The organism is Prescottella defluvii (assembly GCF_000738775.1).
Taxonomy (GTDB): domain Bacteria; phylum Actinomycetota; class Actinomycetes; order Mycobacteriales; family Mycobacteriaceae; genus Prescottella; species Prescottella defluvii.
The window spans coordinates 49,188-68,638 of sequence record NZ_JPOC01000038.1; the positions used below are offsets into that span (position 1 = coordinate 49,188).

Here is a 19,451-nt window from a genome sequence, read left to right on the forward strand (position 1 = left end):
CCGCGGATCACTTTCCGTACAGGCGCGCCCAGTTCTCCCGGCTCGTCAACTGCGGGAACTCACGACGGTAGGCCTCGGCGACCGCGGGCGCGTCAGCACGGAAGCGCTTCATCACCCCGAGCAGGCGTCCGGTCATCTCGGCCGCCTTCTCCCGATCGAACCGGCGTTCCCGGACCCCGGACTGCGACGCGTCGGTCACGAAGACGTGCGCGAACCGTCCCACGTGCCACCACTGCGCATCCTCGAACGAGACCGTCACCGGGCCCGGCTCGAGTCGTCCCCGGGCCTGCCACAGCGCACGCTTCGCGAGGATCATGTCCTCGAGGTGCGGCTTCGGCGGCGGATCGGCCCGGCGCACCGGCACCGTCGGCAACTCCGACGCGGGGCGGGTGACCGTCTCCGAGAAGCGCTTCCGTTCGGCGTTCACCGATGCCAGCGCCGCCTGGCCGCCGTCCGCCAGCGCGGCGGGCCCCTCGAGGAAGCCTTCGAGCGCACGCAACTGGGTGTGTGCGAGACCGTACTGCATGCTGACGATCGAGCGGGAGATGTCCCGCGCGAGATTCTTCGCCAGCGCGGACGGCGCGAAACCGGGATCGAGTGCCGCGGTGATCAGTCCGTTGCGGGTACTGAAGTAGTGCGCGAAACCGTCGACGTCCTTCCAGTAGAAGTCCGCGTGCCACACCGCGGCGCCTGGCAGCGTGATCGTGGGGATGCCGGCCCGGCCCGCGCGCAGGCTGAACTCGACGTCGTCCCATTGGAAGAACACCGGCAGCGGCAGCCCGATCCGGCGCAGCGCCTCGGCCGGGATCAGGCACGACCACCAGCCGTTGTACTGGGCGTCGACGCGACGCTCCGGCAACTCCTCGAGCACGTTGTAGTTGTGCTCGCTGTACTTGTCCGTCGGCAGTCCGCGCCGCAGCGTCGCCAGATCCACCCGCTCGGCCGTGGCCAGCAGGTAGTTGGGGTTGTAGAGGAACAGCATCTCGGCGCCGATCAGCGCCGGGCTGGCGGTGCAGTTCGCGAATGCGCTCAGCCGCAGCACCGTCTCCGGTTCGCAGAGGATGTCGTCGTCCATCAAGATCACGTCGGTGTCGTCGCCGGACGCGGACGCCTCGAACAGCCCGCGGGTAAAGCCACCGGCGCCACCGAGATTCGGCTGACGCAGGTACTGCAGGCGATCCCCGAACGCCGGTGCGACCTGCTGGAAAAGCTCACGGTCCTCGACCGGGTCGGTGCCCTGGTCCACCACGTACACGGTCTCGAGACGCTCGACGACGGCCTTGTCGGACGCCAGCGCCGCCACCGTCTTCGCGCAGTCGTCGGCACGGTTGAACGTGCAGATCGCCACGGCCACCGGGCGCGGCGGGTTCGACGCCTCGACGCTCCACTCGATCCGGTCGAACGTCACCTCAGCGTCGAGCGCCTCGAACTCGAGCCACAGCGAGCCGCCGTCGACGAACTGATCGAGGGCGCTGGAGAGGGTGACGGTGCCCTGGCCGTCGGCGGTGGTGGCCCCGACGATGCGGCGGTGACCGCCGATGTCCGACGCGACGAGTAGCACCCGGCACGACGTGGTGGACAGGACGCGGACGCTGACGGTGACCTCACCGACCGTGGTCCAGCGCTGCCAGTAGCTGGCCGGGAACCGTCCGAAGAAGGTGTTGGTGTTGGCGCGTGCGCCGGCGTGCAGGCTCAGCGAGAACCGGTCACGGGTGGACTCGCCCTTCTCGACCACCGCATACAGTTCCTCGTTCGCGACCGGTGACGTGCCGGCGAACAGGGTGCGCTGCGCGACGAGGCGAGGCGTCAGTTCGCTGTCGGAGGCGGCACGGGTCTCGGACGAGTCAGCTGAATCCACACCCGGCAGGGTATCGCGACACGGCGTGTCGACGCGCGCCCACCCGGTCTGACCGGCCGGTACGGTCAGGCGGCCGCGTGGGCCGCCGCGCGCAGCACCGCCTTGCGCCGACGCAACGTCAGCAGGCCCTGCGCCATCTGCACGACGTCGCCGACGGAGATGCGACTGGCGTGCGCGCGATGCTCGTCACTCAAACGGATCGGGACCTCCACCGGACGGATCCCAGCGGACTCGACGGCGTAGTCGAGTTCGGTGGTGAACAGGAAGCCGGGCTCGGTCAGGTGCGGGGCCAGTGCCCGCAGCAGGTCCCCGTCGACCACGAACGTGCCCTGCGGGTCGCCGGTGCGGGTGCCGAGGATCGTGCGCCGCAGCAACGCGAACCCACGGGTCATCACCGCCCGGGCCAGACCGCGGTCGACCACCGAGTCGGGGTGCGCCTTGGACCCGATCACCACGGCCGGACGCTGCCCGGTCTCCCGCTCGACCCGGTCGGCGCCGTCGACGTCGTCGAACCCGAACGGCAGGTCGTCGGCAGTCAGCAACACGCGTGCACCGCGCGACGCGAGCGCGCCGGTCCGCAGCGCGTTGCCCATGCCCTTGTCGCTGGTCATCGGGACGAAGACCACTCCGTCGGTGTCCCATCCGGCGGCCAGGTCGGCGCAGATCGCGGCCGTGGCGTCGGTGGACCCGTTCTCGACGACGATGATCTCGACGGACCGGCCGTCGAAGTGCTCGGCGAACCGACGGACCGTGGCCTCGAGGACATCGGCCGAATTGTGCGCCGGGATCACGACGGACAGCTCGTAGCCGCCGTCGAAACCGCCTCCCGAGCTCGTCTCCACCCGATGACCTCCGACCTACTCGTTTTCCCCGACTTCATTGCGAACCGCGCGGAATATTACGCTCCGACGACAGGGATGCTGCCGCCGCGCAATCCGTCCGACGACGAAAGCCCGCCGTGAACTCTGATCTGCCGCTGCTCAAACGTATGACACCACCGGTCCTCCTCGCCGCGCTCGTGGCGATCGTCGCGGCGATCCCGCTGTTGTCGAACCGGTGGTTCTACTACTGGGACGACAGCGCGGCGGCGTTCGCGCCCGGCTGGCACACCATCGGCGAGCGTCTCCTCGACGGATCCTGGCCCACCCTGTTCCCCGAGATGTGGGCGGGCGGCAACGTCACCGCCGAGGCGCTGTACGGCACCTACAACCCGGTGCTGCTCGCCGAGGCCGCGCTGGTCGCGCTGGTACCGAACCTCGCCATCGGCATGACCCTGGTGAAGATGCAGTTCCTGGCGCTGCTCGCGGTCGGCGTCTACGTGCTCGCCCGCCAGTACGGCGCCTCCCGGTCGATGGCGTTCGTCGCCGGCTTCGCGATGCCGTTCGCCGGATACACCCTGTACTTCGACGCGTCCACGTGGGCGTCGGGCCTGATCGCATTCGCGTGGATCCCGCACGTGTGGTGGTCGACGCGCGCAAGCGCGATGGGCCGGGTCAACCCGCTGGTGCCGATCGTGTTCGGTTTCCTGGCGATGACGACCGGCAACCCGTACGGTGCGGTCGCGGTCGCGGTCGTCTACCTCGCGGTGATCGCCGAGACCGTCGCACGGAACCGCGCGAAGGACACCGAACGCCCGTTCCCGGGGATCCGGTCGCTGCTCGTGAGCGGCGTCTCGATCGTGATGATGTCGCTGATCGTCTACCTGCCGCTCGTGTTCACCACCGGAGTCTCGGTGCGCACCCAGACCGGCATCCGCAACGACGACTCCCTGCGCCCCGGACTCGGTGACCTGATCAACCTGTCGGCGCTGTCGAACCGCCCGTACGGGCCGATCTTCGAATCGACCGCGGCCACCGTCCCGCTCGTCTACCTCGCCTGGTTCCTGGTGCCGCTGGCGCCGTGGATCCGGTGGGGGTCGCTGCGGCGCCTCGGCCGCAGCACCATCTCGCTCGCCGTGTTCGGCGGCATCTACCTGATCCTGCTGCTCGGACCTTCGAACCTGTGGCTGTTCCGCTGGCCCGCCCGCCTCATCGAGTACGGGCAGCTACCGGTGATCGTCATCGCCGCCGTCGCGCTGTCCGCCGGGCTGGCGCGGGACCGCTGGAAGCTGCGCCTGGGCATCACCGCGGGGCTCATCGTCGCGCAGTTCTACCTGTCGTGGGCCGAGATCCCCGAGGACATCGGCATCCACCTCGCGGCCCTCGCGATCACCGTCGCACTGACCGCGCTGGCGCTCGTCGTGTCGTTCCGCAAGCCCCGACTGCTCGCGGGCGCACTCGTGGCCGGCACCATCGTGGCGCTGGCCGCGCAGACCAACCTGTGGTTCACCGGCAACTACAACGTCACGCCGTGGAAGTTCCCGCGGCAGGAGGCCTTCCTCGACGAGCACTTCGAGACGCGCTACCCCGGTACGACGTTCGTGGTCGCGGACCGCGAGAACATCAGCCCCGACGACCCCACCGGCCAGTGGGGCGACGTGCTATTCGGCAGCCTGTACCAGCCCGCCGGGGTGGAGGCCGTCAACAACTACGCCGGCATCAGCTTCAACTCGTTCGTCGACGACCTCTGCATCTCCTACTACGGCGGCGTCCCGTGCGGCGACGGCGTCGCCCGCCTGCTCGCCGAGTCGCCGGACACCGGAGTGTCGTGGCTCGACGCGATGCGCATCGACACCGTCGTCGTACAGAACAGCGGGCCGTACGGCGGCACCCACGCTCTGGACGCACTGCCCGCCGACGACTGGAATGTGCGCGTCGAACACGGCGTCACCGTCGGCACCCGCACCGCACCGCACCAGTGGCCCGACGGACGACTGTCCGCGACGACGCCGGGCCTCGAGATCACCGGCGACGCCGCCTCCACCGACACCCACGAGACCGTGACGTACACCGGTTCCGGCACCGCCACATTCGCGCTCCTCGCGTGGCCCGGCTGGACGGCGACCGTGAACGGCGAACCCGTCGACATCACCGAGAGCCCTGGCGGACTGCTGCAGGTGCACCTGCCGGACAGCGGTAGCTCGGAGTCCACATTGGCCCTCCGATTCACGCCGCCCGGAAGCACTCTCGGCTGGGGACTCGCGGGAGTCGGACTGCTGGTGGCTCTCGGACAGGGCGCGTGGTTCGCGGTGCGCAAGCGCAAGGTGCGAGCCACCGCCTGACGCCTGACGGGCGACCCGCCGCTTCCGAACTGACCTCCCGCACGCCCGATCGCGTCCGCGGGAGGTCAGTTCGGGTGCACGAGCGCACCTTCGGATGTCGAGGGCGTGCCGGCTCCAGCAAGTGGACCGGCTACCAGCCCTTGGCGTCAGGCGATCCCTTCGTGGGAATGTCCGCCACCACTTCGTTGGTAGCAACGCCGTCGCAGCCGAGGGCGTCGAGCGCAGCCGCGTCTGTGTAGTACTTCAGTTCCGGGTAGTACTCACCCAGGACCTCACGCTCGTCGCCGGGCCGCTTGGTGTCGAACAGCGACTGCTCGAAGTCCGGGTTCGCCATCATGTTCCGCAGGGACAGCCAACCGAAGTCTGGGTTACCGGCGCCGTCGCCCCTCTTCGACCACTCAGCCCACGCGACGCCGCACTCCTTCGTGGCGAACTGGGGTCGGTCCTCTGCACGGCTGATGACGAGCGTGTAGTAGCCGTCCCCGTCGAGCGGGAACTGCTCGTCGTGCACGCCGTCCATGACTGCGGTGGTGGCCTGGGACTCGCTCAGCGAGTAGGACCAGTAGCGCAGTTGCGCATCCTTTTCCGAGTAGGTCGGCTCGTTGCGGAGTGTCTGGACTGTGGTCGGCGCCTTGGCCCGGACCACGACGACCTTGCCGAGATTCCGGTTGACGATGGTGCGCAGGTAAGTGTTGAACACGTTCGGGTAGTAGCTGCCGCCGGTTCGGGGAGGCGTCGGCACGCTGGGATCGGAGTAGTCGATCGGGTTGGTGCTCCACATGTCCTTGTTGTAGGCCGGGTCGTACTGTGCTCGCCAGTCCGCCGGGTACTTGGCGGGGAAGTAGTTGGACACTCCCGGGGGATGAGCCATCTCCTGGTACGCCTTCGGATCCATCTGGATGGCACTGAAGTTCGGGAGGTTCACCTCCTCCGGGCCCTTCGGATTCGAGCCGAGGATGTCGCAGGCCTGCTGGCCTCGCAGCACGGTTCCGTCCGCGAGCGTCACCTTGGCGGTGGCCATCGGCGAGCCGCCGGCGATGTCGAGTCCCTCGTCCGGAACGTAGACCCGGTACATCACCGACTCGATCGGCAGGCCCGAGCCCTCCTTGAACCACTGATTCTTCGAGGGCATTGAGTAGAAGTAGTTGCGCGGCGGCTGACCGGCTTCCTGGTTCAACTCGATGTCCGCAGGCTTCGCAGCGAGCCGCACCTCGACCGTGTACTTGCGCTGGTCCTCGGAGGTGCCGTACCGGGCAGCCCCCTCGCGGAAGGTGTTCACCGAGCCCTCGTCAGGATCGATCATGTAGTCGGCGACGCCGTCGACCGGTAGTCCCGCCTTGTCGTAGGCGTTGTACGCCATGAAACGAGACTGCGGGTAAATGCCCTCGATCTCGACCTTCGACCCCGGGGGACGGACGAAAGTGGTTGCCCAGTAGACGGCCCCGGCGTCCGGGAACGCCTTGTTGGTCAGCGGACTCTTCCCGACCGCGCCATGCGAGAAGAAGCAGTTGCTCAGCGGACCTCCGACGAAGTTCTCGAAGAACTGCTGCCGGTACTTGTCGTCCGGCGATGGCTCCGGGTTCTCGGGCTCGGGGTTCGTCGATCCGAGACCCGTCGATCCGAACTCCCCGGCCAAGGAGCCGGTGGAGCCGGTGGCCGGTGCCGCCGACACTCCGCCGGCAACGCACAGGGCGGCGACCATCACCCCGGCGCCAACCACGCCCAGACCTCGACTTCGACCCATGGACGAACCCCTATCCTCGATGTGTGTGTGAGATTCGTTATATATCACTAGTGACCTATGGCACAATGTACCTATCGAGGTCGTCGTGAAACTCGAGACGATGATCTTGGGTCTGCTGTCATGGCGTCCGTTCAGCGGCTACGACCTCGGCAAGTACCTGCGTGAGAACGGGCAGTTCTTCCGATCGAACATCCAGCTGAGCCAGATCTACCGGACCCTGGCCCGCATGACCGAGGCCGGCTCGGTCGACTTCACGTTGGAGGTCAACGACGGCCGTCCGGATTCGAAGGTCTACCGACTCACCGAGGCTGGCAAGCGAGAGCTACGCGAATGGGTCACCAGCCCGTACGAACCGCCCAGCCGCTGGCAGGATCCCGAATTCATGGTTCGTTTCCTGATCGGGGGCCCGCTCGATCGAGAGGCGTTGATCCGCCTCGTACAGACCGAACTCGACGCCCGGCGCGCACGGATACCAGTCAATCGCGGTCGAAACCTCGGCCTCGACCACCTCGATCCGATCGACGAGGTGAACCTGGACGCAGTTCACCGGCTCATCTCGATGGCCCAGCATCGCGGCAGAAAAGCGGTCGACGAGTGGATCGCATGGCTCGAGACCATCCTCGAAGAGCTGTCCGACGGCACCCCGGCCGTCGAGCATCCCTAGTACAGCGACGACGGGCCGGGCCGCCGACGCTGCCGACACCGGCAGTCAGTCGGCGGCTACGGCTTCCTCCTCGGCCTCCTCGGCACTCGGACGCGGTTGATCGGTCTGCTTCGGGGCGGCCGGCACCCATTCCCGAAGGTGCTGCACCACCCCGCCGTAGAACGCATCCGTGGACGAGGTGACGCTCGAGACGAAGCTCGCCGCAGTTCCGGACCGCTTGCTCCCCATCGGAAAGGTCTGTTCGAGACTGAACGAGACGACGTCTCCTTCCCGATTGTCGGTCAAGACCTTCGGATTCGCGCGCACCGTCTCGAGAAGCTCGCACGTCTCGTTGCCGCGCTCGGAGAACACCGCTTCGACCTGAACATTGCCCGGAACATCCTTGAGCTGCTTGAGTAGCCACGACACGCGCCGACCCGATGTGCCCTCGTTCGGGGCCGCCACCCTGGTACGGCAGCGAATCTTGTTGGTACGCACATCCGCGATCACCACGACATCGCCTGCGGTCTCCGGGATCCGGAGTACGGACTCGAATACACCGTCGGCGGCCAATCGTTCCGCCACCGCCGCGTTCCGCGCCGCCGGGTCGTTGCTGTATCGGCGCGACACGATGTGCTTGACGGTGACACCGAGTTCGGCCGTCAGCCGCAGAGCCAGATGCCGCGACAGCGAGACCCAGGTGTCCGCGATGGTGAGGGCCTTCTGGTCACCGGCACGGAGGGTGCCAGCGGTGACCGCGTCGCGGACGGTCACCCAATGCCGACCCATGTCGACGAATTCCGTTGCTCCGGAACGCGGGTGGTCGAGGTATCGCACGAACTCTGCGAGGATCCACGCCTGCACGTCGCTGTCGATTCCGCCGTGCGACAGCAGCATCCGGGCCTCGTGTGCGACTTCCGCCCAGGACAGATGACGCAGCGCGACCTTGGCGAGTTTGCGGCGGTCGACCTCGACCGGCAGTTCGCCGGCACTGGCGGGGACGTCGTTGGACAAGCTGACCACCACGTCGTACTTCTTCTTCCGCGCCACGTCGAGGTAGTTCTCGAGTTGCCGCTTCTCGAGCTTGCCGTTCCCTGTCTTGACTTCGAGCAACCCCGTCCACAGCCGACTGCCACGAGATACCTTGAGAACGGCGTCCGGGATGACCTTCGAGTCGCCGTGGTCGTACTGCACCTCCACGAAGCCTTCGAAAGCGCCTGCCGGGGCGCCCATCCGAGAGCACAGAGCCCGCGCGAACGGACCAACTGCCTGCATCGTGGCGATCAGCGCCGAGGTCGCGCGGCGCTCCTGCTCCTCCCCCGCACCCACTCCGACGACCGAGAACAAGCGCGCGGGCTGCCAGGTGTCGTGTTCAGCCAGCGTGAAGTCGCGGGGCTTGGCCTTCTTCACCACCTTCTTGGCGGTACGCACCCCGCGTGGCTTCGCCTTCGCCGGTACGGTCTGTCCTCCCGACTCGGCAGGCACGGGAACTTGCTCGGCGTCGGGCGCGACTTCGAGCGGTGCCGTGGCCGGTTCCAATGCAGCGACCGACGCCGCATCACCACGGTCGGCAGATTCCGATTCTTCGTCGATATCGACACCGAAATCTGTTGCGAGGCCTTCCAGTCCGGAATCCCATCCCTGGCCTACGACGCGTAGCTTCCACTCACCGCCGCGGCGGTACACCTCGCCGAAGACGAAGGCCGCTTCGGTGGTCGCATCCGCGGTGACGTACTCCGCCAGTGTATGCCCGGCGCCGTCCACGACACGGAGGGTGAGTTTGCCCAGATCCCCGAAGGTTCCCTGGCCGAGGCTGCCCGCCAGCGCAACGGTGTGCACGTCCCCGGGAACGGTCGACAGGTCGATCGCAACCCGCGCCTGCGCCCCCTCCTCCGTCGCACCGGCACCCAGAAACCGGATCGAACCGTCCGACGACTCCGGTTGGTTGTAGAAGACGAAGTCCGCGTCCGAACGAACCTTCCCATCCGCACCCAGGAGCAAAGCGGATGCGTCGACCTCGATCTCCGATTCGGCCCACCCGATCACCACATCGATCTGAAGTACATCCTCCGGCAGGGACATGTTCTGCCCCTTGGACATCATCGGAAACGTCATCAATCCCACCCTCGATCGAACAAACCCAACACTCGACAGGCGAGTGGAGCCGGCACCGACCACAGCACACCCCGCCTGCGGTTTGCATACTAATCGGTACTGTTTTGCCGCAGCGCCGAGATCGCCACATCGACGGCCCGCGCGACCGGCTAGAGCCGACTGGTCGTGCGAGCGGCCTCGGCCAGGGTGAGTCGGTGCAGGTACACCAACTCGCTCTGGTCCAGGCGCGACCCGACGTACCCGCCGGCCAGGACGAACGCGACCGGCAGTCCCCGCCGACGGCACCACTCGAACACGATCCGTTCCCGGCGCGCGAGCGCCTCCACAGTGATCCCTTCGAGGCCACCGATGGCGCAGCCCTGATAGGGATCCATACCGGCGTTGTACAGGCACAGATCGAACGAACCGATCCGGTCAGCCTGGGCAACAGCCTGTTCGACGGTGAGCAGATAGTCTTCGGCGCGGTCTACGTCCCACAGAGCCGAATTGCTGTGGCCGGCATAGCTGTCGAACGGGCTCACCGAGACGTCCTCGTGCCGGATGCGTGGATCCCGGTCGACGAGTTCCGCCGTTCCGCCGCCGCAGTGCGCGTCCAGGTCGAGGACCAGGACCGAGCTCACCGCGCCCTCTGCGAGGAGCGTCTTCGCGGCGATCGCGAGGCCGTTGAACGTACAGAATCCATCCCCGCGATCGCGTTTGGCGTGATGCAGTCCGGAGGACAGCGATCCGGCGACGCCGTCGGCGAGGGCGCTGCGGGCAGCCGCGAGCACGCCACCGTTCGAGGCGAGCACCATCGGCCACAGTGCCGGATCCCAGTCGAATCCCTGGGACTCGGCGAGGTCCGACGGCTCGCCGGTCCGTACGGCCTGGACGTACTCCGGGTCGTGGACGCGTTCGAGTTCGTCGAGTGCCAGCGGATCCGGCTCGACAAGTTCGACGCTGCCGATGGGGTTGTTGCTCAACGAATTCGCGATCCATGCGGCCTTCCGGGTGGTGTCGAACCCGTAGGCCGCGCCGACGTAGTCGTCGCTGTAGTACACCTTCATGCAGGCTCCTCTCGGCTTCGCGCCGCCGTTGTCAATCAGTCGAAGTAGCGGGATCGGTCCCCGCCTCGCGTGCGATGCCGGCCTCGAGTTCGGCGTAATACCGGTCGCTGGCTTCCTTGCGTTCGGTGGTCCGAACCAACATCTCGGCGAGCGAATGGTCGTGGGCTTGTTGCCACGCTTCCTCCTTCCCCAATCCTTCGGCCATCAGTTCGTCGAGCCGTTTCGCGAAGACGCGCTGCGTTTCGCGATGCTCGGCCCAACCGGTGACGTTCGGCCACCCCGTATTGCTCTTGACCGCGCACCAGTAGCCGGCTTTCCACTCGTAGCGCGGCGGCGCGATCGACAGCACAGCCGCCTCGGCCTGGAGTTCCTCGACGAAGCGCTTCGCTTCACCTTCGGGGTCGGCGAAGAATTCGGGTCCGGAGGCAGATGGCATGGCAGATATCCCCTTTCGTGGGGCGGTGTCAGTCGTCGAGTTCGGCGCGCTGTCGGTCGCTGAACACCGGCATCGCGGCACCAGGATTGACGGTCTTGACGTTGCGGTAGTTGCGGATGTTCGCGGAGACCGCGGCCAGGGCGTCGCGTGACTTGCCCTTGCTGTACGTCAAAGCCTGGTCGCGTTTGACCCCGATTCGGGCACCGACCTCGATGGCGTCCTGATCGGCACCCAGGTACACGAACTGCCAATCCGATCGATCGGTGCGCGATTCCACCAGCGCCCTGACGGCCGGGTAGGTCCACTCCCGACTGGCGTTCTCCTTGCCGTCGGTCATGATCGCCACGATGACCGTCCCCGGACGTTCGTGGTCCTGCAGAGCCTCGATGTCGGCGCCGACCTCGGTGATGAGTTGCCCCATCGCGTCGAGCAGTGCGGTGCTCGAGCGGGGCCGGAGTTCGAGCGCCGGAACCTCCGAGAGGGGGACGTCGCGGTAGACGACCTCGTAGGAGGAGTCGAATTGCGCGAGGGTCACGGTGCACTCGCCGGCAGCCCCGCGCTGCTCGTCGATGAAGGCGGCGAAGCCTCCTTCGACGTCGGACCTGATGCTCTGCATCGAGCCGGAACGGTCGAGCAGGAAGACGAGACGGGTGAGTTCGACATTGGCCATGACAGGTCACCATTTCTGCTGGAAGGGGCGTAACGAGGTGACTGGACCCAATTCGATTCGGGCACAGTTGAATACAGAAGGAATCAAAAGATCTGGGGCAGGACGAACTGAATTGCGATCATGTGATGAACTTCCGCGGTCGAGCCCGCCGCGAACGAGGGCGCCTCTTGCCGCCACCTTGCGATGGGGGCCGCTTCGTCATCCGAACCACCCCGGTACGTCTGAGGGTTGGTGTGCAGCCAGTCGGAGCTTGGCGCCGCATCTCGTGAAGCTCAATCAGTATAGGACGGACCACCGACAGATTTGGGTGTTTCGCGGAATCTGCCGGTGTGAAGGGGCTATTGGCGGGGGGTCGTATCTTCGTTGACTGTGAACTACGAAGACTTCGCCTGGACGCCCTCCGAACAGCTGGCGGCCCTGGCCGAGAGCGATACGCCGTGGCAGTACTACCTGCGCACGCGGGTTCGTTTCGACCCCGAAGGTCCGAGCGGCACTGTCTGGCCGCTCAGCGATCATCAGCAAGGTGGCGACACCCCGCCGTTGGGTCGATTGCACGTGATCACCGCCGTCCAGCCGGACGCAGATCCCGACAGCGACGACAGTCTCGCGCGGATGGCTCTCCTGGACAGGAGTGTTCGCGAGGCCGGCCTTCGCTCGATCCGCGCCGTCGGGTCCAGCTTCGACGGAGCACACAGCGAGGACAGTCGCGCCGTGATCGGCCTGGACGACGCCCAGGCGCGGGAGCTGGGGGCGCGGTTCGGGCAGGTCGCGGTGTTCGCCTGGAACGGACCGCGATGGTCCCTCCTCGCGTGCGCAACCGAGCGCGAGACCCATCGGCCGTGGCGCTGGGAGTCGCATTCCTGAAGACCGGTCGCCCCTCCGATCCCATTCACCGGGGTAGCGAGTCGAGGCCACGATCGGATCGTGCGAACGTCGGGGCATCGATTCGCGAAGGACGTACCCGATGCCGATGCCCCGCAAGACAGCACCTGTCACCCAGACGCACTGGACCGATCCCGGCGCCCACGAGATCGCGCCCGGCGTCTTCCGGATCCCGCTGCCGCTGCCGGAGGGCCCGCCCGCGATCAACGTGTACGCGATCGCAGACGGCTCGGATGTGGTGCTGATCGATTCGGGGTGGGCCACCGACGACGCTGTGCATCAACTGAACCGAGGTCTCGAACAGATCGGGTTCGGAGTGGATCGGATCAGCCGGTTCCTCATCACGCACTGGCACACCGACCACTACTCGTTGGCCGCGACGGTGCGACGCAGGCACGGGACCCCCATCAGCCTCGGCGCCGGCGAGAGGGAAACCGTCGAGCGATACTCGGCCCTGCCGAAAGGCTCCCCCGCCCCGTTCAATTCAGCTTTCCTGCTCGCCCGCGCGGGCGCCGACGACCTGGTCCGTCACACCCGCGCCGCATTGCAGGGCGTCTCCGAGGTGGACGTGGAGTTGCCCGACCGGTGGCTGGACGGAACGCACCGGATCGAACTGCAGAACCGCACCCTCGTCGCGATCCCCACGCCCGGACACACCAACGGCCACTTCTCGTTCTGGGATCCCGATGCGGCACTGTTCTTCACCGGCGATCACGTACTTCCCAGCATCACACCCTGGATCGGGCTCGAGTCCGGGCCCGGCCGACTGCCGCTGGACGACTACCTCTCGTCACTGCTGCTGGTCCAGACGATGCCGGAGTCTCGACTGCTCCCCGCCCACGGGCCCTCCGGGCCGAGCGCGTCCGACCGCGCCCGGGAGCTGATCGAGCACCATCACACCCGCCTCGACCTCACCCTCGCCGCGATGCCGCCGCGGCAGGTCACCGCGTTCGAGACGGCACACGCCCTCAGGTGGACCCGACACCACCATCGCCTCACCGACCTCCCCGGACCGCTGCAGGCCTTCGCGGTGATCGAGACCGCCGCACATCTCGAGGTCCTCGCGCACCGCGGCGCGGTGGAACTCGTCGAGATCGACGGCGTCGCGTTCTACAACCGGTGACAGGCCGACGGGGAGAGTGCAGCCGAACGCTTCTTCGAATCGGCTCCGCCGCAGCGTCTTCCCTGCGATACTGGGCGCGCCTCGTCGACCGACGGGTTCCGCGTGAAACGGCGGGTTCGTCCCGCGCAGGGAGGACCCCCGATGGCCGACGCACTCCGTCCCGGACGCCGCACCGTACTGCGAGCGTTCGCCGCGAGTCCTCTGCTCCTGCTGGTTCCGACCGGAACGGCGGCGGCGCAGTCCACCTCGAGCCTCGGTAGCGCCGATCTCGCGGCGGGCAGTTTCGGCCGCGGCGATCTGGATACCGCGTCGGCGCCCGACTGGATGCGATCGCTGTCCGACGCGACGAGCCTGGCCGCGCTGTCGTTGCCGGGCACCCACGACACCATGGCGCACAATTCGTCGATCCCGACGCTCACCCAGGATTTCGACCTCGACACCCAGTTGCGGGCCGGGGTGCGCGCGCTCGACATCCGCACCCGCCACTTCCGGGACGTGTTCCCGATCCATCACGGACCGGAGTACCTGCACGCCAACTTCACCGACGTCGTCCGGACCGTCACCGACTTCCTCCGCGCGAATCCGAGCGAGACCGTGCTCATGCGGCTGAAGAAGGAGCACACGGAGGAGGAGAACACCCGTACCTACCAGGCGACGCTGGACTGGTACATCCACGAGAACCCCGACACCAGCGAGCTGCTGGGCCGGCACCTGTGGACGCCACCGGCCGACTACGACGGAGGGATCCCGGGGCTCAGCGCGACCCGCGGCAAGATCGTTGTGCTGCAGGACTTCACGGCCACGTCCGAGTACGGACCGCGGTGGTCCGGCCCGGCGACGGACATCCAGGACGACTTCGAACTGTCCGGCCTCGCCGCGGTCCCGGGCAAGTGGGACAAGGCCCGCACCCACTTCGAGCGCGCGGCGGCCGGCGATGACGCGACGCTGTTCGTGAACCATCTGAGCGCGACCGGGGCGTCACCGGTCGTGATGGCCACCGGGACCGTTCCGATCACCGTCGCCAAGGGCGCTCCGGGCACGGTGGGGATGCTGGCCCGCGCGGAGGACTACCTGCGCGTCACCACCGGACGGACGGGAGTCGTCATGGCCGACTTCCCGTCCGCCGGGCTGGTTCAGGCGGTCATCGCCCGCAACTTCAGCTGACGGCCGTCGCCGCGGACACCGTCGCCTCGTGCACCGCACGGTGTGCGGGAAGGATCGAGGCCCGTTCGGCCGCAACGTCACCGGTGCCGCCGAGAAGTCCCACGAAGTGCGCGAGCTGCGCCGCGAGGGGCTCCTCGCTGTAGCGGATCGTGGGGATCTCGATGATCGTCTGCTGGTGGTAGCTGCTGCCGTCCGCGGTGATGTCGTGGTCGACGTGCCGGTAGACGGTGATGTCGCGGCGCAGCAGGTCGATCTCGATGAGCCGCTCCGCCTCGAGCAGCGACAGCTGACGGATCTTGCGCTGGCTGATCCGGCTCGCGGAAATGGTTGCCACCGCACCGGATTCGAAGCGCATGACGGCGTCGGCGCTGTCCTCCGCACGGTTCTCGACCGACGACGGATGGAAGTAGCCGAACTCGGCGCGGGACTGCACCGGCTCCGATCCGACGAACCCGATCGCGAGATCCAGGTCGTGGATCAGCAGGTCGGTCGCGACACCGGTCGGGATGCGGGACACGAACGGCGAGTGGCGCATACCCGTCACCTGCCACACGTCGCCGGCGAACTCGCGGGCGGTGCGGACGGCCGGGTTGAAGCGCTCGAGCAGGCCGCACATCAGCGGCACGTCGGACCGCTCCGACCGCTGCACCAGGTCCAGGCTCTGCTCGTACGTCGCGGCGAGCGGCTTCTCCACGAGCAGCGGCTTGCCGAGATCGAGGACGCGGCCGGCGAGTTCGTAGTGCGCGGGCGTGGCCGCCGCGATCACGACGGCGTCGACGTCGGCCAGGTCGGCGAAGTCGGGTGCCCACTTCGCGCCGCAGCGGTCGGCGACGGCCTGGCCCTGCTCGGCGTTCGGTTCGACGACGAGCGCGAGGTCGGTCAGCGGCGACTGCGAGAGCACGCGGGCGTGCAGCGAGCCCATCTTGCCGGCGCCGATCAGGGCGATCTTCGGGTTGCTCATGCTCAGGCCTCCATGGCGCCGCGGACCGCGGCGATGATCTGGTCGACGTCCGACTCCGAGAGCCGGGCGTGGACGGGGATGCTCAGGCAGCGGGACGCGACCGACGTGGCGACCGGGGTGTCCTCGATGACGACGCGGGGGTGCTCGCGGTAGCACTCATAGTCGTACACGGCCTTCGGGTAGTAGATGCCGCTGCCGATGCCCTTGTCGGTGAGCCGGGCCGCGAGCGTGTCGCGGTCGATCGGCGCGTCGTCGTCCAGCAGCAGCGTGAACTGGTGCCACACGTGCTCGCGGCCGGTCATCTCGGTCGGCAACTGCAGGCCCGCGACGTCCTTCAGGCCCGCCTGCAGCGCCTCGGCGTTGCGGCGTCGCGCCTCCACCTGCTGCGCGTACGACGCCATCTGCGGCAGCGCGAGGCTGGCCTGCAGGTCCGTCATCCGGTAGTTCTGGCCCGCCATCTCGTACACGTAGCGCTCGCGCATGCCCTGGTTGCGCAGCACCCGCAGCCGGTCGGCGATGGTGTCGTCGTCGGTGGTGATCATGCCGCCCTCGGCGGTGGTGAGGTTCTTCGTCGCGTAGAACGAGAAGCAGCCGAGACCGAAGCTGCCGGCGCCACGGCCGTCGAACATCGCGCCGTGCGCCTGTGCGGCGTCCTCGACGACGGACAGCCCGTGCTCGGTCGCCAGCGGCATCAGCGCCGCCATGTCGGCGGTCTGGCCGTAGAGATGGACCGGCAGCAGCACCTTCGTGCGATCGGTGATCCGCGCGGCAGCAACGGCGGGATCGAGGTTGAAATCGGTCGCGGAGATGTCGGCGAAGCGGGCGGTGGCACCGGCCTCGAGGATCGCGTTGAGCGTCGCAACGAACGTGAACGGGCTGGTCAGGACCTCGTCGCCGGGCTGCAGATCCTGCACCTGGAGGGCCGCGACCAGCGCGGTGGTGCCGTTGTTGACGGCGACCGCGTGTCGGACGCCGACCAGTGCCGCGAACTCCTCCTCGAGCCGCTTGACCTTGGGTCCCTGCGCCACGATCCCGGACCGCAGTGTGTCCAGGACCTCTCGTTCGACGTCTTCCCCGAACGAGATGCTCGAGATTGCAATCACTGAAAGACCCTCCGATAGATTCAGTTCGAGACACCCCGCGAATCATCGGGGGCAACCGCCTGAGGGTAGCGAAGTGCTGCCCCTCCGCCCCCGGAAGGATTCCCGCCGGACCATGTCGATCGGACAGAACTGTCACATCCACCCCACCGCTGTGATCGGCGACGGCGTCGTCATCGGCGACGACGTGACCGTGGGACCGCACGCGGTCCTCACCGGTCCGCTCACCATCGGTGACCGGTGCTGGATCGGCGCGGGCGCCGTGCTCGGCGCGCCCCCCGAGATACTCGGCGCCGCGCACCCCGCCTCGTGGTCGGAGCCCGCGCCGCATCGCGGCATCGTCATCGGCGCCGACACCACGATCCGCGAACTGTCGACGGTGCACCAGGGCAGCGAGCGGGTCACCACCGTCGGCGCCGGGTGTTTCGTCATGAACCGGGTCGCGATCGAGCACGACGTCCAGGTGGGCGATCGGTGTGTCGTCTCGGCCGGTTCGACGTTCGCGGGCCACGTCAGCGTCGGTGCCGGCGCGAACATCGGCATGCACACCGTGGTGCACCAGCGCCGCGTCGTCGGCGCCGGGGTGGTGACCGGGATGGGCACCGTCGTCGTCAAGGACGTCCCGCCGTACGCGAAGGCGTTCGGCAATCCGGTCGAGTTGCACGGCGTCAATCGGATCGGCATGAGCCGGTCCGGCATCGCCGACGCCGACATCGACGCCGTCGCCCTCCTGTACACGCCGGGTTCGTCCGACGTCGCCGTTCCGGAGGCGCTCGCGCCTGCATTCGAGTGGTGGCGTGCCCTCGCGGCGAAGCCGTTGGGATTCGCGATCACCGTATGAACGGTTGCTATGGTCGAGAAGCCCTGACGGACCACGCGAGGAGTGGACTCGGATGACATCCGACACCGATTCCGTCGCCGAACCGCCCGCGTCGACGCCCAACACCAAACGAACGCTGCTGGTGAACGGCCTCCGGATCGTCGTGACCGTGGCGATCGTGGTGGCGATCGGCTTCGCGGTGAAGTCGCAGTGGTCCGAGGTCCGCGACACCATCCACGACCTGTCGTGGTGGTCGCTCGTCGCGTCGACGATCTTCATCTTCCTGGGTATGGGCGCCGCGGTCCGGGCCTGGCAGCACACACTCGGTGCGCTCGAACATCCGATTCCGGCGTTCGACGCGGCCCGCTGCTATCTCGTCGGGCAGCTCGGCAAGTACCTGCCGGGCAGCGTGTGGGCCTTCGTGCTGCAGACCGAACTGGCCCGCCGGGCCGGGGTGTCCGGGGCGGCGGCGTTCATCACCGTGCTCGTCACGGTGGGCCTGAGCACGACGTCGGCGCTGTTGGTGGGGCTGCTGGGTCTGCCGGCCCTGTTCCAGATCGGCACCCCGGCCGCGGTCGCGGTGATCGCGCTGGTGCCCATCGCCCTCGTCTGCGCGTACCCGCCGGTGCTCACCAAGCTCGTGAACATCGCGCTCAAGCTCCTGCGCCGCGCCCCGCTGCAGCGACCGCTGACGATGCACAAGATCGGGCTGGCGCTGATGTGGTGCTCGATCAGTTGGATCGCGTACGGCATCCACCTGTGGATCCTGGCGTCGACGTTCGGTGGCTTCGGCACCGACCGCCTGGTCGCCTCCATCGGCGCGATCGCGCTGGCGATGTGCGCGGGCGTGCTGGTCTTCGTCGTGCCGTCCGGGATCGGCGTCCGTGAGGCGGTGATCGTCGCGGCGCTCGCGCCGGTCGCCGACGCCGGCACCGCCCTCGCCCTCGCCCTGACCTCGCGCCTGCTGTTCACGCTGTGCGAGGTGCTCGCCGGCTCGGTCGCCGCACTCGCCGGATCGCGGGCCCTGCGCAACGCCCTGGTGCACGAGCAGTCCCGCGTCCCACTTCCCAGCAAGGCGTGAGCGTGCCGGCCCGCTCAGCTGAGCGTGCCGATGCCGAACGAACCCGCGGCCAGTGAGCCGATGCCGGTCTTCATCGAGCCGTAGGTGAAGGACCCGGTGTTCACCGAGCCCAGGTTCCCGGACCCGGTGTTGGCCGAGCCGACGTTGCCGGACCCGGTGTTCGCGGACCCGATGTTGCCCGAGCCGGTGTTGGCCGAGCCGACGTTGTTCGAGCCGGTGTTGGCCCAGCCGATGTTGAACGATCCGGTGTTGTCGGGGCCGATGTTGTTCCAGTCGATGCTGCTCGCGGCGAGCAGGCCGAGACTGCCCAGTCCGGCCGCGACTGCCGAACCGATCGCCCCGGCCTGGATCTCTGCGGGACCGACGTAGCCGACACCGGCCGCGTCCGCGCAGGGCAGCGGCAACTCGAGATTCGGGGCCACCGATGCCGTCGCGCCGGCCAGCAGACCCTCCAACCGGATCGGTGAGCACGGCGGGGCCCCGGCGACGGGGTCGGCCGCGGCCTGCCCCGCCGCCGTGCCCAAGCCCACTGCTGCGACGGCCGACACCACCACGACGGCCCTCACGGACCTGCGGTGACGGCGTGACTTGTTCTGCGGTCCGGCCCCCATACGAGTGCCCCCTCCGGTTCGACGACCGAGCGAACTG

At 67.9% G+C, this 19,451-nt stretch carries 17 protein-coding genes and 1 riboswitch; of the genes, 7 read left to right on the forward strand and 10 right to left on the reverse strand.

What is annotated here, in order from left to right; genetic code table 11:
- Positions 1-7: 7 nt before the first annotated feature.
- Both IJ15_RS0114935 and IJ15_RS0114940 read right to left on the reverse strand, forming a co-directional pair.
- A complete protein-coding gene (locus IJ15_RS0114935; RefSeq protein ID WP_031939148.1) occupies positions 8-1,858 on the reverse strand; it encodes a glycosyltransferase in 1,851 nt (616 codons plus the stop codon).
- Positions 1,859-1,923: 65 nt separating this feature from the next.
- Positions 1,924-2,700, reverse strand: a complete 777-nt coding sequence (locus IJ15_RS0114940; protein WP_051918926.1) for a glycosyltransferase — start codon at positions 2,698-2,700, stop codon at positions 1,924-1,926.
- Positions 2,701-2,816: 116 nt separating this feature from the next.
- Between IJ15_RS0114940 and IJ15_RS0114945 the strand changes: the two genes are divergently transcribed.
- Positions 2,817-5,018, forward strand: a complete 2,202-nt coding sequence (locus tag IJ15_RS0114945; protein ID WP_031939150.1) for a hypothetical protein — start codon at positions 2,817-2,819, stop codon at positions 5,016-5,018.
- 130 nt (positions 5,019-5,148) lie between these two features.
- Here the strand turns inward: IJ15_RS0114945 and IJ15_RS0114950 are convergent, their stop codons facing one another.
- On the reverse strand, positions 5,149-6,762 hold the full coding sequence (locus IJ15_RS0114950) for a hypothetical protein (protein WP_156112113.1): 1,614 nt from the start codon (positions 6,760-6,762) through the stop codon (positions 5,149-5,151).
- A gap of 85 nt (positions 6,763-6,847) precedes the next feature.
- On the opposite strand from IJ15_RS0114950, the gene IJ15_RS25295 reads away from it, so the two are divergent.
- On the forward strand, positions 6,848-7,426 hold the full coding sequence (locus IJ15_RS25295; protein ID WP_051918930.1) for a helix-turn-helix transcriptional regulator: 579 nt from the start codon (positions 6,848-6,850) through the stop codon (positions 7,424-7,426).
- A 45-nt stretch (positions 7,427-7,471) separates the two neighbouring features.
- Here the strand turns inward: IJ15_RS25295 and IJ15_RS0114960 are convergent, their stop codons facing one another.
- From IJ15_RS0114960 to IJ15_RS0114975, 4 genes are all read right to left on the reverse strand, one after another.
- A complete protein-coding gene (locus IJ15_RS0114960) occupies positions 7,472-9,520 on the reverse strand; it encodes a TerD family protein (protein WP_031939153.1) in 2,049 nt (682 codons plus the stop codon).
- A 149-nt stretch (positions 9,521-9,669) separates the two neighbouring features.
- Positions 9,670-10,566, reverse strand: coding sequence for an arginase family protein (locus IJ15_RS0114965; protein WP_031939154.1), 897 nt, complete (start codon positions 10,564-10,566; stop codon positions 9,670-9,672).
- A 31-nt stretch (positions 10,567-10,597) separates the two neighbouring features.
- Positions 10,598-11,002, reverse strand: a complete 405-nt coding sequence (locus IJ15_RS0114970) for a hypothetical protein (RefSeq protein WP_031939155.1) — start codon at positions 11,000-11,002, stop codon at positions 10,598-10,600.
- Positions 11,003-11,030: 28 nt separating this feature from the next.
- Positions 11,031-11,672 (reverse strand): vWA domain-containing protein, encoded by a 642-nt coding sequence (locus IJ15_RS0114975; protein WP_031939156.1) that lies wholly within the window; start codon positions 11,670-11,672, stop codon positions 11,031-11,033.
- 158 nt (positions 11,673-11,830) lie between these two features.
- Positions 11,831-11,943: riboswitch (SAM riboswitch) on the reverse strand.
- Between the two features lie 98 nt (positions 11,944-12,041).
- Here IJ15_RS0114975 and IJ15_RS0114980 point away from each other — a divergent pair.
- The 3 genes from IJ15_RS0114980 (at position 12,042) to IJ15_RS0114990 (ending at position 14,841) form a co-directional block, all read left to right on the forward strand.
- The gene (locus IJ15_RS0114980) at positions 12,042-12,536 is read left to right on the forward strand and encodes a DUF3293 domain-containing protein (protein ID WP_031939157.1); all 495 of its coding nucleotides are present in this window, start codon (positions 12,042-12,044) and stop codon (positions 12,534-12,536) included.
- A 106-nt stretch (positions 12,537-12,642) separates the two neighbouring features.
- Positions 12,643-13,677, forward strand: a complete 1,035-nt coding sequence (locus IJ15_RS0114985; RefSeq protein ID WP_031939158.1) for an MBL fold metallo-hydrolase — start codon at positions 12,643-12,645, stop codon at positions 13,675-13,677.
- Positions 13,678-13,818: 141 nt separating this feature from the next.
- A complete protein-coding gene (locus IJ15_RS0114990; RefSeq protein ID WP_031939159.1) occupies positions 13,819-14,841 on the forward strand; it encodes a phosphatidylinositol-specific phospholipase C in 1,023 nt (340 codons plus the stop codon).
- On the opposite strand, the gene IJ15_RS0114995 is transcribed toward IJ15_RS0114990, so the two are convergent.
- Complete coding sequence (locus tag IJ15_RS0114995) at positions 14,834-15,802, reverse strand: Gfo/Idh/MocA family protein (protein ID WP_031939160.1); 969 nt, start codon at positions 15,800-15,802, stop codon at positions 14,834-14,836. The two genes, IJ15_RS0114990 and IJ15_RS0114995, sit on opposite strands and share 8 nt — an antisense overlap.
- A gap of 2 nt (positions 15,803-15,804) precedes the next feature.
- Positions 15,805-16,905 carry a DegT/DnrJ/EryC1/StrS family aminotransferase gene (locus tag IJ15_RS0115000; RefSeq protein WP_031939161.1) on the reverse strand — a complete coding sequence of 367 codons (1,101 nt, stop codon included), beginning with the start codon at positions 16,903-16,905 and terminating at the stop codon, positions 15,805-15,807.
- Positions 16,906-17,017: 112 nt separating this feature from the next.
- On the opposite strand from IJ15_RS0115000, the gene IJ15_RS0115005 reads away from it, so the two are divergent.
- Both IJ15_RS0115005 and IJ15_RS0115010 read left to right on the forward strand, forming a co-directional pair.
- Complete coding sequence (locus tag IJ15_RS0115005; protein ID WP_031939162.1) at positions 17,018-17,743, forward strand: LbetaH domain-containing protein; 726 nt, start codon at positions 17,018-17,020, stop codon at positions 17,741-17,743.
- Between the two features lie 52 nt (positions 17,744-17,795).
- Positions 17,796-18,803: a lysylphosphatidylglycerol synthase transmembrane domain-containing protein gene (locus tag IJ15_RS0115010; protein WP_031939163.1), complete on the forward strand. Its 1,008-nt coding sequence runs from the start codon at positions 17,796-17,798 to the stop codon at positions 18,801-18,803.
- Positions 18,804-18,817: 14 nt separating this feature from the next.
- Here the strand turns inward: IJ15_RS0115010 and IJ15_RS0115015 are convergent, their stop codons facing one another.
- A complete protein-coding gene (locus tag IJ15_RS0115015) occupies positions 18,818-19,369 on the reverse strand; it encodes a pentapeptide repeat-containing protein (protein ID WP_231569543.1) in 552 nt (183 codons plus the stop codon).
- Between the last annotated feature and the right edge of the window lie 82 nt (positions 19,370-19,451).